The organism is Streptomyces sp. NPDC088812, assembly GCF_044750285.1.
GTDB lineage: Bacteria > Actinomycetota > Actinomycetes > Streptomycetales > Streptomycetaceae > Streptomyces.
This window is the reverse complement of record NZ_JBIVJP010000019.1, coordinates 203537-218062: the sequence shown is the minus strand read 5'-3', so window position 1 is coordinate 218062 and position 14526 is coordinate 203537. Positions and strand designations below refer to the sequence as shown.

Here is a 14526-nt window from a genome sequence, read left to right as displayed (position 1 = left end):
CGCCAGCCGGGCAGCGGCCGAACAAGTGAACCTGAAACCACGTCAATCCGCCCTGACCTGCTAGTCAGCCACTCCCGCGCAGCGGGGGAACCTCACTCCGGCAGCCCGAGCCCGATCTGTCCGGCCTGGCCGTCGAGGCTCACTTACACCACCCAGGCGTTCCTCGCCGCCCTCGCGCGCGACTCGGAATGACCACGCGCCCTCGGATGCGTCAGCGCGGCAGCGGCGTCGTGAAGGCTCGCTCGAAAGCCCAGCTGTTGTCGCTTCGATCGTTCGGGTGCAAGTTGCTCGTCAAGAGGAAGTCGGCTGATCACCAGCCCTGCCTACCACAGCTGGCACCGGGACGGACCAGAACCGCCTCGGGCGCCCCCAAACCGGAGGCATTCAGACACTTCCAATACCCGACGTCACCATTAATCGGCCAGGACAGGCGGCGTGAAGCCATTGACCGGGTCGCGGTCATGCAGTTCGACCGGCACGGCAAGCGGGTGTGGCGCCAGGTTCAGGGGTTGTTGGACCCGAGCACGTACGGCGCGAGATCGGCGAGGTCGCCACGGCGTACGGCGTGTGGAGGGAACCCATGAACGTGGCGGACGGCGGGCACAGCTGCCCGCTGCGTTTCCGCTGCCTGGGCTGCGTACACTTCCACACCGACGTCTCCGACCTGCCTGACCTCGAGGCGTACCTCGCAGACCTCCTGCGCAGCCGCGAGAAGCTTATGTCCGCCTTTGAAGCGGACGACTGGGCACGCGCCGAGGCCATGCCGTCCCAGGAGGAGATCCCCCGGGTCCGCCGCCTGATCAACCGCGTCAAGGCGGACCCGGACGATCTGCCCCGGCAGCAGACTGCCCGCACCGCGCGGCCGCGAGAGCGGCGAACCGCGGCCGCAGCCGGACCAGCTCCGCGTGGATCCGGGCCACGGCCGCATTCAGGTGCACCACCACATGCGTGGCATAGTCCAGGATCAGCTGCTTCAGCTCACCCGTCGCCCGCAGGTCCAGATCGAACCGGTCGGCCAGCTGCGCCAGCATGTCCGCTTGGCCCACCAGCGCCCCGTCGAGGTGGTCGTGCTCGACGAACACCTGCCCCGCCAGCTCCGACGGTGCGGCATCCGGCGTGTCATCGTCGTGTGTGGCGACCAGCGCCTGATGGATCCTCGACAGTCCGTCCATCGGGATCTCGCGCGGCACGAGACCGTCGCCGGCCAGCTGCGTCCACAGTCGCTGCATCTGGCGCCCCCGGGGCGTCGCGCTGTAACGCCAACGGGCCCCGTTCAGCTCGTGCCACCGCTCGACCTGCGAATCCGGCCTGCCCGAAGCGGCGAGGAACGTGTCGCTGAGCGCACGCAACCGTCCGGTTACCACGGCCAGGGGCAGCTCCGTCCCCCTGTTGGCAAGCGACGTACGAACCTCCGCTGGGGTCAGATGGTCCACCGACTGCTCGAGCACCTCCATGATCGCCAGGTATTGCCCGCGCAGCGGACTGAGCACATACCTCACCACCCGTGCCGGATCCCCTGCGGCCATGCCCGCACCGGCCCAGCCCTCCACGACCCAGTCCGTCTCGCTGTCGACTGCGAGAACCTCCGCAACTGCGCTGCCCACAACCGCCTCCCGACAGATGTCCAATATGCCCGATAGGGGGGTAAGTGGGGGCACTGGCAATCGGGCTTCGGGCCGGCGCTGCCACTCTCCTGCCGCAACTGCCCCCGCACCCGACGCGGCATCGAAGGGCGTGACCCCGCTGCCGCCCGGCCGCGCCGCTGATTGCCACGGCGCCCCGGGTGGCTCGTCCTGGACCTGGGTGCCCTGGATGACGCCACCGTCCACGCCTTCCACCAGTCAATCGCCCGCAGCTGGGCCGCTACCGTCGACCGCACCACCCGATGACCCGGGTCGGCGCGGACACCCCTTCGATCACCGCGAGCTCTGCGAACGGTGCCAGTTGGGGCCGCCGACTGGGAATGCGGCACCGCGGCACCCGACAGCATCGCAAAGGTTCCGAGGAAGACGGTGGTCCAGCCGAAGGGCGCCTTCCATTCGCTGCTCGCCGACGTCGTGTTGCGTCGCATCCATGATCGTCACGCTGGTAGCGCCCACTGACATGCCCGGTCGGCTGCAAAGGCGCCGCCTCGCGTCGGATGCCAGCGCCCGAGCGTATAGCCGGAGCGGTTCGGGTCGTCCTCCCCAGAAAGTCCGTGTGCGAGGCGGGCCGAAGCCGCCCGGCCGGTGTGGAGCCGGGGGGTGCCTCTATGTCTTTCGTCAAGGCGCCCAGGTTGGATTTGGGATGGTTTGATCTGCAGTGGTCATGCGGCGAGTTCGACGTCTTTGGGGGTGCGGGGTTCGTAGAAGGTGCCGTCGCGGAGCATGGCGAACAGGACGCTGACGCGTTGGCGGGCGAGGCGGAGAAGGGCCTGGGTGTGGGTCTTGCCGCGGGCGCGTTGCTTGTCGTAGTAGGTGCGGGAGGCCGGGTCGGCGTTCATGCAGGCGAAGGCGGAGAGGAACATGGCGCGTTTGAGCTGCCGGTTTCCGCCTCGTGGTGCGTGTTCGCCGTGGATCGAGGTCCCGGACTGCTTCGTGGTGGGGGCGAGTCCGGCGTAGGAGGCGAGGTGGGCGGCGGTGGGGAAGCTGGTGCCGTCGCCGACGGTGACCAGCAGGACGGCGGCGGTCCTGACGCCGACGCCGGGCATCGACGTCAGGACCGGGGAAAGAGGGTGAGCCTCCAGCAGGGCGTTGATCTGGGCTTCCAGGGCCCGGCGCTGTGCGTGGACGGTGCCCAGGGAGCCGGCCAGGGTGGGGATGACGATGTCGAGGGTGCCGGTGCCCGGAACGACAACGGTCTGTTCGTCGAGCGCGTCGAAGACATCGTCGATGAGCCGGGTGGCCATGCGCGGGGCCTTCGGGCGGATCAGTTCCACGAGTCTGCGGCGGCCGGCTTTCCGCAGGGCGGCGGGGGATCCGTGGCGTTCCAGCAGCCAGGTGACGGCCTGGTGGTCGAGGCGGGGTCCGAGAACGCGCTCCAGGCTGGGGTGGAACTGGGTGAGCAGGCCGCGTATCCGGTTGCTGGTGCGGGTGGCCTCGGCAGCGAGGTCCTGATCGAAGCCGGTCAGGACGGTGAGCTCGGCGGTGATCTCGTCGGTCAGTTCCAGCGAGCGCAGGGTGTGCGGCATGGTGCGGGCCGCGTCCGCGATCACGGCCGCGTCCTTCGCGTCGGTCTTGGCCTCGCCGGGGTAGAGGTCGGCGATCCGGCGCATCGCGAGTCCGGGCAGGTAAGCGACCTGGCAGCCCGCGTCCCGGGCGACGGTCAGCGGGAGGGCTCCGATCGAGGCGGGCTGGTCCACGACCACGAGGACGGTGCCGAACTTCGCGGCCAGCTTGTCGAAGACGGCCCGCAGCTTCGGCTCGCTGTTGGGCAGCGGCTTGTCGAAGACCTTCTTCCCGGCCGGGGTCAGCCCGTGGCCGTGATGAGCGGTCTTGCCGACGTCCAGACCCAGGAACACGCCCACGTCGCTGGTGTCGAACACTGTGCTTTCCACTCCTTCGGTGCGGCTGGCCTTGGCATCGGTGTCGTACTCGCGCATCCACGTTATGCAGACCTGCCGCCCGCGAGCGGCTGGGCATTGCGCCCGGCCAGGCGGTGGTCGGACCTCTCATCAGCGTCTCCGACGGCACCTCTCGGGCCCGGTGACACCACCCCCCAGGTCATCCCTTCGACAGGGGGACACAGTCATGCCGGGCCCGGAGGCCAGCGGCCCTCTTGCAGGACCGCGAAGAACATAACTGTGAGAGTTCTTCTGCGGCCCGGGATGGGTTGCTGCCAGGCTCGGCGCTCGTGATCCGGCATGACTCGCAACATAACTGGCGTCCCCTCAGGGACTGCCGTGCCCCCGAGATGTCTGCCAGACACGGGCGTCGGCCTGGCCCACCCGTTGGCTTGATCAGCAGCTTGTCCGCCTCGCGGCGTGACTCATCACAGTTCCGCCACGTGGTGACTCCACCCAGGCCGACGCCGTTACGGTCGTCCGCCCGGAGGAGAACAACCGCATGACCATGCTCGCAGAACACGTCGACGGCGTCATCGGCGTCGACACCCACCGCGACACGCTCGCCGCAGCCGCCGTCAGCCCCATCGGCGCTGTCCTGGCCAGCACCGATTCCCCTGCCAACGCCCGTGGTTACCGGCGTCTGCTCGACTTCGCGCGCCAGCAGGTTCCCGGCCGCCGCTGCTGGGCCCTGGAAGGCATCGGCAGCTATGGCGCCGGCCTCGCGGCCTTCCTGGGACAGGCCGGCGAGCAGGTCGTCGAGGTCTGCCGCCCGAAACGAGCGGCCAACCGCGGCGGCCGCAAGACCGACATGCTCGACGCCATCCGGGCCGCCAAGGAAGCCTTGGCCACCGAGCATCTGATTCAGCCCCGCCTCCGTGGCGAGCGCGAGGCACTGCGGGTGCTGCTTGCCACCCGTCATGGTGCGGTCCTCGCCTCCACCGCCGCGATCAACCAGCTCAAGGCCCTGATCGTCTCCGCGCCGGACGAGCTCCGCACCGAACTGCGCAAGCTCAAGCGCCCCGCCCAGATCACCCACTGCGCTCACCTCCGCGACCGCCCGAGCCAGGACATTGAGCACCGGATGACGGCGCGGGCCATGCGGTCCACGGCGCAACGCATCCTGGCCCTGCAGGCCGAGGCCAAGGAACTCGAGAACGAGATCCTCGCCCTGGTCCGCCAGCAGGCCCCCGAACTGCTGGACTTGCTCGGAGTCGGACCGATCACCGCCGCCCAGATCTTGGTCAGCTGGTCTCACCAGGGACGATTCCGCTCGGAAGCCGCCTTCGCCTCCTTCGCCGGCGTCTCGCCGATCCCTGCCTCGTCCGGGCTGACCAACCGACACCGACTCAACCGCAGCGGCGACCGGCAGCTCAACCGGGCCATGCACACCATCACTCTCATCCGGATGCGACTCGATCCCTCCACGAAGACGTACGTCGCACGCAAGATCGCCGAAGGGAAAACAGCCCGTGACGCACAGCGATGCCTCAAGAGGGTGGTCTGCCGCCAGATCTTCAAGATCCTCGAACGTTCCCAGGGAAGCCAACTCGTCGATGCCAGAGAACTCGCTCAAGCGGCTTGACACGACATAGCAGCCTCGGGAAGCCCGTGCGCACCACCATGCACCACAAACCAGCCACAGGAACAGATCACGGCCGGAATCGTTCGCTGTCAGTGCCGGAAGCGATGATGTTCCTATGACGATCACGATGCAGAACTACGCGCTCACCTGGACCAGCGCCGACGGCATACCGCGGGCTTCCGCCGTCGCCTACGACGAGCCCACCGCCGCCCTGCGGCGGACCGAACTCGCAGCGGCCGGCTGCACCGATGTGGAGATCGTGCCGGTTCGGCCCGGCGTGCTCCCCGACCCGAGAGCCTGAACCAGGTCCTCGTCCCGGGCTGCCGTCACGTTCGACAGCCCTCTGGTCAGCGGGCCAGGGTGACCTCGACGGGCGTGTCGGGGCAGCCGTCCAGGACGGCGGCGAGGGCGCTGCGCTCGGCGGTGTCGACCGTGAGCCGCCACCGGGTCTTCACCGCGATCCAGTCGGTGGCGTAGGTGCAGCGGTACCCGGCGGCCGGAGGCTGCCAGGTGGCCGGGTCCTGGTCGGCCTTGGACCGGTTGGACGCGGCGGAGACCGCGATCAGGGCGCGGGGGTCGCCGAGGTCGTTGGCGTAGGCCTGGCGCTCCGCCGGGCTCCAGGCGGAGGCGCCGGAGTCCCAGGATTCGGCGAGGGGCACGAGGTGGTCGATGTCCAGGGCGCGCGCGACCTCGAAGCGGGTGTCGTCGTAGGGCGAGTGCCAGACGCCTCCGGTCAGCCGGCAGCGGGCGCCCTGCTCCGGGGCGGTCACCGCCTCCTCCAGGAGTACTTCCTGCCGGGTGCTGCACCCGTCGCGGTCGGCGTCGATCCAGTGGCGGTACTTGTCGCGGGTGTAGCCGGTACGGTCCTCTGCCTGCACCGGCAGGGCGGCCAGAGCGTCCCGGACGGGCAGTACGACCGTCTCCGCCGGGGCGCGCCTGGGCGGGGCGGCGGCCGGGGAGCTCGCGGCCTGCGCGGCGGCTGGGGAGACGAGGGCGGCGAGTACGGACACCAGGGCGGCCGCGGAACGGACGGCACGGGAACGAGGCACGGGCGGGCTTCCTCACGAGAGATCACGGACAGGCGTGATCTTCGTAGCGGTCCCAGGCACGGCCGTGCAGGTGGACCTGACTCGTTCACTCCCACGCACAGCAAGTCACATGATCGACCGCTATCCGGCGGTACATACCGCCGCGGCCCTAAGCTCCTGCTTTCCGGGCCGACAGTACACGAGGTGGATGCGTGAAAAGCGAAGCCGAACTGCAGGCGCTGCACACGGTGGAAGAAGCTGCTGAACACGGCTGGGCGGTCGACGCACACGCTCTGCCGCTGCGCCCTTTCCTGCGCCGCCTGCAGGGCCTGGGGCTTGTGGAGATGGCCGACCGCGAAACCCGTGCCGCATTGTCGGCGTGGGAGGGACGGCCGGTCTACTGGGCTGCCCGCCTGTCGGCCGCCGGCCGTGACCTGCTCCTCTACATCCGTGTGCGGCCCGCGCCCTCCCGTGCGCCCGTCCCGCCGGGTCGGGGCCGGCAGGTGGTGGAGTTGCTGCCCTCGCAGATGGATGCTCTCCGGGTTTTCGTCGGTCTGGCCGACCGTCTGGCCGTCCCGCCGGCGGACGGGCTCGCCGAACAGGTCCGCACCGCCGCCTACGACCGCGGTGCAGGACGGTGGCGTCTGCTCCTGACCCAAGACCAGATGGATTCCGTCGCCTACGCCTTCTGGCTGCACCGGCTCTCGGGCTCGGCTGCCGAGGCCAACCGCTTCGGCCGCGACTACGGCCTCACCCACCAGCCCCGGACACAACCGCTCCACCCGTCGCAGGACCCCGGGCCCCGGGTTCCGCCGGGTCCCGTCAGGTCGTGAGGGCGGTGCGGGTGCGATCGATGAAGGCGCGGACGCGGGGTTCGCGGTGCCAGGGGGTGAGGGTGTCGGTGAGGGTGTGGAGGTAGCTGTGGGCGCGGGTGGAGCGGACGCGGGCGAGGATGTCGAGGGCCTGGTCACCCATGGCGAGGCCTTGGTCGAGGTTGCCGGCCTGGAGGTGGGCGGCGCCGAGGACGGCGTGGCGGATGCCGACGGAGCGGGTGTAGAGGCCGGCGGGCATGGTGTCGGCCATCGTGTTCCAGCGGAAGGCGGCGGTCGGGTTGCGCAGGTCGCGGTGGATTTCGACGGCGTCGGAGGCCAGGCGGGTGTGGGTGAGGTAGGCGAGCCACTGGGGGTCGCGGCTGCCGGGCCGGATCGAAGACAGGAGGCGTTCGGAGGCGGCGAGCGCGGTGGCGGCCTGCCGGGGTTCGCGGGCGAGACCGTGGGCGCGGGCCTGGATGAGTTTGGCGAAGGCCAGCACCCTGGGGGCGGCGGTGTGCTTGGCGCGTTCGTAGGCGCCTTCGGCCATGTCGATGGCGCGGTCTGGGTAGCCCTGCAATGCGGTCTGGAGGCTCATGGTGGCCAGGACGTATGCGCCGGCCTGGACGTCTCCGCCAGCGCGGGCGAGGCGCAGGGCCTGGATGAAGTGGCGTTGTGCGGCCTGGTGGTGGCCCATGTCGAACGCGGACCAGGCGGCGACGCGGGCGAGTTCGGCCGTGACGGTGAACAGCTCCCGGCCGATGGCGTCGGTGTAGGTGCCGGTGAGCAGGGGAGCGGCGCGTTCGCGGAGGCAGTCGACGACCTGTGAGGATTTCCAGGTGCCGCCGCCGTATTTGGAGTCCCACCGGCGGGCTTCGTCGGCGGCGTGCCACAGCTCCTCGAGGTCGGCGCGGCCGACCCGGCGGCCGCCTCCGCCGGGCGCCGATGCCGTGATGCGGCCCTCGGCCCGGGCGGCCGTGGCGTCTGCGGGGGTGACGAGCCACCGGTGGACGGGGTCGGTGAACGCGGCGACGGCGAAGGCGGGGGCGGCGCTGAGGAGGCTTCGGCGGTCCACGGTGCTCCAGTAATCGGCCGCGTTGCGTACGGCGTGATCGGGGTCCCGTGGGAAATCCAACCCGGTCTCGGAGCTTGCTTCGGTGCGCGGGCCGAGACCGATCTCGTCGGGTGTGACGCGGCGGCCCAGGCGTTCGCCCAGCGCAACGGCGAGGAAGCCGGAGGCGGGCGGCCGCGGAGTCATGCCCCGGACGGTCCAGTTCGCGATGGAGGTATGGGTGTACACGCGGTTGACGCCGGCCTCCCGGGCGAGCTGATTGATCCGGTGCGCCAGGGCCGCACGGCTCGCGCCGGACTGCTCGATGATCCGGGCGAGTCGTTCGTTCGGCTGATGACGGTGGCCCACTGCGGTCCCCTCCTCTGTGCGAGAACACCCGCCCTGCGGCTGCATGCCCGGACGGGTGTTCGACCCTAATCGCGACAGTGCGGGCGTGAGCGGGATCCGTGATTGTGAGCCCCCCTCGTGAGCCTGCCGGGCGAGGGCTGCCGCACGGTTGTCTGGGTCTCGGCGCCGGCGGCCCTCTGCCGGAACCGGGAGGGCTCGTCCCGCGCCGCGCCTTGCGGACGCCGTCCGCGAGGCGCTGTCCGTCATCCACGCCCGCATCCGTCCAGGAGGACCTGATGGAGCACACGTCCGAGAACACCGCCGCAGAGAGCGACTTCACCACCCCGGTCGTCGTCGCGGTCGACGTCGAGGACGAGGAGTAAGTCCCGTCCGCGGTGTGCCCCCGCCGGCCCTCGCGCGGCCGGCGGGGGCACGCCGCACTTCCCAGATCCGAAGAGGAGGGAGCTCGTTGTGACGATCCACGTGTTCACCGGGCCGACGCTGTCCCGGTCCGACCCCGCATTGAACGTTCCGGGGATGCGGGTCCTGCCGCCCGCACGGCACGGGGACCTGTTCGATGCCGAGATCGCCGCCGGTGACACCGTGCTGCTCATCGACGGCGTGTACCACCAGGCCCCGGCGCTGCGGCACAAGGAGATCCTGGCCGCGCTCGGCCGGGGGATCATGGTCATTGGCGCGGCAAGCATCGGCGCGCTGCGGGCCGCCGAACTCGACCGGTTCGGGATGGCCGGCATCGGCGCCGTCTACACCGCCTACGCCGAAGGAAAGATCACGGGGGACGACGAGGTCGCGGTCGGCCAAACCCCGGACGGCGGCCACCGGGCACTGACATGGCCCGTGGTGAACCTGCGGCACGTCCTGGGCCTGGCCCGGGCGGCCGGGGTGCTCGACGACCAGCGGGCGTGCGGGCTTCTGGAGGCGCTGCGCGCGGTGTTCTACCCGCAGCGCACCATGGCCGCGGTCCGGGCAGTGTGCCGCCGGCGGGGTGAGGCCGATTTCGCCCGGTGGCTGGACGAACACCGGGCGCGGGAGGAGCACTTCGGGGACCTGAAGCGGGCCGACGCGCTCGCGGCCGTCCACGCCGCGCGCGGCCGCCGCACCCCGTCGGCCCCGGCCGCGCCTCCGGGGCCGGCGGTGGCGACGCCGTACTTTCGGCAGTGGTCCAACGCCTTCGCCCGGGCCGACGTCGGCGGGCTGCGGCTGTTCACCGAGGACCGCCTCGTCTACCAGCAGGTGTTCGATGCGGCCTTCCCTGACCGGTGGGCGTCCTACCTGGAGCACTGCTCCTACCACCCTGCGGACGGAGGTCGGGGACGGCCGCTCCGCGTGCGGCTGGCCGAGGCCACCGGCGGGGATCTTCCCGCCCACCGCGTGTTCCACCCGCCGGTCGACCTGCGGGATGAGACGACCGTCAGCCTGCTGCTGGCCGGCGAAAGCGCGCAGGACCGCCTGGCGGTCGCCCGCCACGCCGGCGCGCTCGCCCGCGCCCGGGCGAGCCGGCCCGGGTTCACGGTGGCGGCGGTCCGCGACGACATCACCCGCCGCCTGCTCCGCCAGGCATGGTGCTGCACGGAGGCGGACCTCGACGCCGAGGCCTCAGCGCGCGGCATGGGGTCCGGGGCGCGGGCCGTCGCGGCGGCCAAGCGCCTGATACCCGCAGTGATGGAGGAAGAGATGTACGAGCGGATGGAGGCGGCCCGTGTGGGGCGGTGACGCAAGCGTGGCGCTGCCGGGGACGGTGCGCGCCCGGATGCCGGAGGAGACGTGGGAGGCGGTGGCCGGTCTGCTCCCGGAGATGGGCATCACGCGGATCGCGGACCTGACCGGCCTGGACTGCGTCGGGCTGCCGGTGTGGACGGCGATCCGGCCCGCCTCACAGACCCTGAGCACGTCCCAGGGGAAAGGCGCCACGAGCCTGCTCGCACGCCTGTCGGCGGTGATGGAGGCGATCGAGCTGTGGCACGTCGAGCAGCCGCTGCCCGTCACCGCCCGGGGTCCGGCAGTAGAGGTCGCCCCCGCCTGCCCGGTGTCCGCCCTGCCGCTGAGAGCCCCGCACCCCGCCGCTGCACTGGCCCGGGTGGTGTGGGAGTGGACACCCGCAGCCGGCCTGGTCCGCGGAAAGGGGACCCTGGTGCCCGTCGACCTGGTCCGCCGCCCCCTCCAGCGCCCGCCGTGGACCCCTGACCTGCTGCGCGCCACCAGCACCGGCCTGGCCTGCGGCAACACACGCGACGAGGCCGTCCTGCACGGCCTGTTCGAGGTCGTCGAACGGGACGTCCTGCACCGCGACACCGCCACCGGCGGGCAGCAGCGCACCCTCATCGCCCCCGCCTCGGTCGACGACCCGCACGGCCGCGCGGTCCTCGACCGCCTCGCGGCCGCGAACATGCAGGTGGAGATCGCCCTCGTCGACGGCCCGTACGGACTCCCGGTGTGCGTGGCCTACCTGTGGTCCGAGGACTTCCCCGTCGTCTTCGGCGGCGGCGGATGCCACACCAGTCCGGCCATCGCCCTCACCCGGGCAGTGACCGAAGCCGCTCAGTCGCGTCTCGCCGCGATCGCCGGAACCCGTGACGACCTCCCCAGCGACCCCGCCCCGGCCCGCCCCCGATCCTTCCGCCCGGCACGCACCACAGGACTCGCTCCGTGGCCGCAGACCGTCCACCGCTTCGCTCCGGCCGGCGGCGGATTCGCCGGGCAGGTCCGGCAGGTGGCCCGCCGGGTCGAGCGCGTCACCGGACACGAACCGGTGGCCCTCCGCCTGTCCGCCCCCGGCTGCCCGGTCCATGCCGTGCACGTCGTCTGCCCCGGCACCCGCTCCCGGATCACGAGGTCAATGCCACGATGAACCCCACCACCCGCGCCCCATCCACGCCGCCCCAGCCCCCGACCGCGCCGCCCCGGCTCCTGGGCGGGCCGCGCTCCGCGCAGTACGACGCCTTCCACACCGCCCGCGCACGCACCGACCTCGTCACCCGCCTGTACACCCAGGCCATGGGCGACAACTACCCGGCCGAGGTGGCCGCGTCCAGCTCGTGCGACCGTCCCCTGCTGCACCTGCTGGCCGCCCGGCTGTCCATGCAGCCGGGCCAGATCCTCGTGGACGCGGGCTGCGGCACCGGCGGCATCGGCCTGTGGCTCGCCCGCACCCTCAATCTGCGCCTGGCCGGGTTCGACCTCTCCCCTGTGGCCGTCGCCCAGGCCACCGCACGCCGCCCCCACTTCCTCGGCGCCGCCGCCAGCCGCGCCCGCTTCCACGTCGCCGACCTGGAACACACCGGCCTGGCCGACGGCTGCGCCCACGGCATCGTGTGCGTGGACGCCCTCAGCCGCGCCACCGACCGCGACGCGGCACTGCGCGAACTCGCCCGGTCCCTGGCCCCGGGCGGCCGACTCGTCCTGACCCGCGCGGCCCGGCACCGCACCACACCGGCCTGGGCGCCACAAGCCCACGCCGCCGGGCTGCGGGTGGAGCACATCGACGAGCGCCCCGACGAGCCCCTCATGTGGCAGCGCCTCTACCGCCTCTGGATCGCCCACGCCGACGAGCTGCGCCGGGAGCTGGGAGACGTCCAGGCCGCGCGGATGCTGAGCGAGGCGCAGCAGATGCTGCCCCGACTGCCCCACCGCCGCGCCGTCCTTCTCACCCTGGCCCGCCCGGCGGCCACACCGGCAGCAGCGGCCGGGCCCGCCCCGGGCGCTACGATGACGGCGCCCGGCTGCCGCACCGTGGACGGGCCCGTATCCAGGGAGAGGACCCCGCAGTGACCCAGCAGCGTTCCGTCCGTGCTGCGGTGCTCTCGGCCGGGTCCTGGGGCACCGCCATCGCCAAGATTCTGGCCGACGCCGGCACCACCGTCGTCCTGCACGCCCGCCGGGCAGAAATCGCCCACGGCATCAACGCCGCCCACCGCAACCCCGGCTACTTCCCCGACATCGAGCTGCCCGCCACGGTCACCGCGACGACCGACCCGGCCGCCGCACTGCACCAGGCAGATCTCCTCGTGCTCTCCATCCCCGCACAGACCCTGCGCGCCAACCTCTCCGCCTGGGCCCCGCACATCGCCCCCGGAACGGTGATCGTGTCGCTGATGAAGGGCATCGAACAGGCGACGCAGCTCCGGCCGAGCCAGATCATCACCGAGGCCACCGGCGTACCCGCCGAACGGATCGCGGTCCTCTCGGGCCCGAACCTCGCCCGGGAGATCATGGCCGGGCAGCCCGCCGCCGCCACCATCGCCTGCCCCGACGAGCACGCCGCCCAGCTCGTCCAGCAGGCCTGCCACACCAGCTACTTCCGCCCCTACACCAGCACCGACGTGACCGGCTGCGAACTCGGCGGCGCCATGAAGAACGTCATCGCCCTCGCCGCCGGCATCGCCTCCGGCATGGGCCTGGGCGACAACGCCGCCGCCATGCTCATCACCCGCGGACTGGCCGAGACCACCCGCCTGGGCCGCGCCCTGGGCGCCGACCCGCTCACCCTCTCCGGCCTGGCCGGCCTCGGAGACCTGGTCGCCACCTGCACCTCACCGCTCTCCCGCAACCGCACCTTCGGCACCCACCTCGGCCAAGGACTCACCGTCGCGGAAGCAACGGCCGCCACCCGGCAGACCACCGAAGGCGTCAAGTCCGCCCAGGCCCTCCTCACCCTGGCGCACACCCATGGGGTCGAGATGCCGATCACCCAGGTGATGTCGGACCTCCTGCACGAGAAGGTCACCCTCGACCAGGCCGCGGCCGCCCTGATGCAGCGGCCCCCCAAGCCCGAGCACTGACCCCCAGGCCGCCCCGCGCGCGCCCACCACACCTTTCACCCTCCCGTTCCGGAGGCACCGATGCACACCCTTGTGCTGTCCGCTGCCCAACTCGCGCTCACCGCCGCACTGGCCGCGTGGATGATCACCGGATTCACGCCGCTGCCCGGCCGGTGGATGCGCTGGAAGATGTTCTGCCGCGCCACGTTCACGATCATCACCTTGACCGGGACCACCAGCGACGGCCGCACCGAGCCGGTGAACGTCTACGACTACCTCTCCCCGGGCTCCTTCATCCTCGGCCCGCCCCAGCTCCAGACGATCCTCACCCACCTCACCGCCTCCGGCCGCTACGACCGGATCGACGGCCACGGCCGCGTCCTGTCCGCCCGCGGCGAGCACCCCGTCGAGGTCAGGGACAGTCATGTGGTTCTTTGACGCCCTCGCCTCCGGATTCCAGTACCCCACCGAGCCCGCACGCCTCCAGGCCTTCCGGATGGTCTTCGGCACCGTACTCACCTTGCGGTTCGCCCTCGCCTTCGGCCAGGGCGGCTGGAACCGCTTCACCCCCGGATCGCTCAGCACCCGCCTCGCCGAACAGCGCTTCGGCACCGCCCGCGCCCGGCTCCTGGCCGCGCTCTACCGGCCCGCACTGATCATCCGCACCCTTGCGGCCACCTTCCTGGCCGCAGGCCTCGCACCACGCGTGGCACTCGTGCTGGTCCTGGCCGGCGCCGCGATGGAGCTCCTCTACCTCAGAAGCCCCAACGCCGTGCGCTACACCCTCCTCACCGGCGGAAGCCTCCTCCTCGCCGGCGACCTCGGGACCGGTCTGCACCTCGCCGGCGGCTCCAGCACCGCGAACACCTGGGCCCAGTGCCTCATGGTCCTCGTCACCACCGACATCTACTGGAACTCCGCCTGGCAGAAGCTCCGCAGCCCGCAATTCCGCAGCGGCCTGTACCTGGCCCAGTGGGTCCACACCTACACCCAGGTCCAGGACCAGCTCCCCTACCGCCGCCAGCACGCCATCCCCGGCCTCGTACGCCGCCGCGCAGGCAACCTCACCACCAAGGACATCCGCCGCTGGCGGGCGATCGCAGCCACCGCCATCGCCCTGGAGATCGTGCTGCCTCCCGCCCTGCTGTTCCCGCCAACGACGCCATACGCCGTCACTGCCGGCATCGGCATGCACATCGCGTTCACCTGCCTCAAACCCCGCCAGCTCATCACGTTCTCCGGCCTCACGACCGGCACCTACCTGGCCTTCACCACCTGACCGAGACACGTGAACTCTGCAGCTATGAACACCAGCCGTGGCCTAAGCGCCGCGGAACCTACCATCGGCCTGCTCAGCCCAGCGCAGGGCCGAGCAGGCCGTCGTCC

Annotated in this window: 15 protein-coding genes; 11 read left to right on the top strand and 4 right to left on the bottom strand. The window is 71.5% G+C overall.

The window, feature by feature from the left end; all coding sequences use genetic code 11:
* Window positions 1-809 precede the first annotated feature (809 nt).
* On the bottom strand, window positions 810-1604 hold the full coding sequence (locus ACIP67_RS30390) for a DUF2397 family protein (RefSeq protein ID WP_401696089.1): 795 nt from the start codon (window positions 1602-1604) through the stop codon (window positions 810-812).
* A gap of 162 nt (window positions 1605-1766) precedes the next feature.
* On the opposite strand from ACIP67_RS30390, the gene ACIP67_RS30385 reads away from it, so the two are divergent.
* Entirely contained in the window at window positions 1767-1889 is a 123-nt protein-coding gene (locus ACIP67_RS30385) for a DUF6207 family protein (RefSeq protein WP_401696088.1), read from the top strand.
* A 416-nt stretch (window positions 1890-2305) separates the two neighbouring features.
* On the opposite strand, the gene ACIP67_RS30380 is transcribed toward ACIP67_RS30385, so the two are convergent.
* Complete coding sequence (locus tag ACIP67_RS30380; RefSeq protein WP_401696093.1) at window positions 2306-3523, bottom strand: IS110 family transposase; 1218 nt, start codon at window positions 3521-3523, stop codon at window positions 2306-2308.
* A gap of 520 nt (window positions 3524-4043) precedes the next feature.
* Between ACIP67_RS30380 and ACIP67_RS30375 the strand changes: the two genes are divergently transcribed.
* Window positions 4044-5126, top strand: coding sequence for an IS110 family transposase (locus ACIP67_RS30375; protein WP_401696087.1), 1083 nt, complete (start codon window positions 4044-4046; stop codon window positions 5124-5126).
* 115 nt (window positions 5127-5241) lie between these two features.
* The gene (locus tag ACIP67_RS30370) at window positions 5242-5427 is read left to right on the top strand and encodes a hypothetical protein (protein ID WP_401696086.1); all 186 of its coding nucleotides are present in this window, start codon (window positions 5242-5244) and stop codon (window positions 5425-5427) included.
* A gap of 46 nt (window positions 5428-5473) precedes the next feature.
* On the opposite strand, the gene ACIP67_RS30365 is transcribed toward ACIP67_RS30370, so the two are convergent.
* Window positions 5474-6175, bottom strand: coding sequence for an HNH endonuclease family protein (locus tag ACIP67_RS30365; RefSeq protein WP_401696085.1), 702 nt, complete (start codon window positions 6173-6175; stop codon window positions 5474-5476).
* Window positions 6176-6366: 191 nt separating this feature from the next.
* On the opposite strand from ACIP67_RS30365, the gene ACIP67_RS30360 reads away from it, so the two are divergent.
* A complete protein-coding gene (locus tag ACIP67_RS30360; protein ID WP_401696084.1) occupies window positions 6367-6987 on the top strand; it encodes a DUF6417 family protein in 621 nt (206 codons plus the stop codon).
* Here ACIP67_RS30360 and ACIP67_RS30355 read toward each other — a convergent pair.
* Window positions 6977-8383, bottom strand: coding sequence for a sporulation protein (locus tag ACIP67_RS30355; protein ID WP_401696082.1), 1407 nt, complete (start codon window positions 8381-8383; stop codon window positions 6977-6979). The genes ACIP67_RS30360 and ACIP67_RS30355 overlap by 11 nt on opposite strands.
* 212 nt (window positions 8384-8595) lie before the next feature.
* Between ACIP67_RS30355 and ACIP67_RS30350 the strand changes: the two genes are divergently transcribed.
* From ACIP67_RS30350 to ACIP67_RS30320, 7 genes are all read left to right on the top strand, one after another.
* Window positions 8596-8745: a hypothetical protein gene (locus ACIP67_RS30350; RefSeq protein WP_401696081.1), complete on the top strand. Its 150-nt coding sequence runs from the start codon at window positions 8596-8598 to the stop codon at window positions 8743-8745.
* Between the two features lie 88 nt (window positions 8746-8833).
* Entirely contained in the window at window positions 8834-10096 is a 1263-nt protein-coding gene (locus ACIP67_RS30345) for a TfuA-like protein (protein WP_401696080.1), read from the top strand.
* Window positions 10083-11231, top strand: a complete 1149-nt coding sequence (locus ACIP67_RS30340) for a YcaO-like family protein (RefSeq protein WP_401696079.1) — start codon at window positions 10083-10085, stop codon at window positions 11229-11231. Before ACIP67_RS30345 ends, ACIP67_RS30340 begins: the two co-directional genes overlap by 14 nt.
* Window positions 11228-12151 carry a class I SAM-dependent methyltransferase gene (locus tag ACIP67_RS30335; RefSeq protein WP_401696078.1) on the top strand — a complete coding sequence of 308 codons (924 nt, stop codon included), beginning with the start codon at window positions 11228-11230 and terminating at the stop codon, window positions 12149-12151. Before ACIP67_RS30340 ends, ACIP67_RS30335 begins: the two co-directional genes overlap by 4 nt.
* On the top strand, window positions 12148-13161 hold the full coding sequence (locus tag ACIP67_RS30330; RefSeq protein ID WP_401696077.1) for an NAD(P)H-dependent glycerol-3-phosphate dehydrogenase: 1014 nt from the start codon (window positions 12148-12150) through the stop codon (window positions 13159-13161). The genes ACIP67_RS30335 and ACIP67_RS30330 overlap by 4 nt, the downstream gene beginning before the upstream one ends.
* Window positions 13162-13221: 60 nt before the next feature.
* Window positions 13222-13578 carry a hypothetical protein gene (locus ACIP67_RS30325; RefSeq protein ID WP_401696076.1) on the top strand — a complete coding sequence of 119 codons (357 nt, stop codon included), beginning with the start codon at window positions 13222-13224 and terminating at the stop codon, window positions 13576-13578.
* Entirely contained in the window at window positions 13565-14419 is an 855-nt protein-coding gene (locus tag ACIP67_RS30320; protein WP_401696074.1) for a hypothetical protein, read from the top strand. The genes ACIP67_RS30325 and ACIP67_RS30320 overlap by 14 nt, the downstream gene beginning before the upstream one ends.
* Window positions 14420-14526 lie beyond the last annotated feature (107 nt).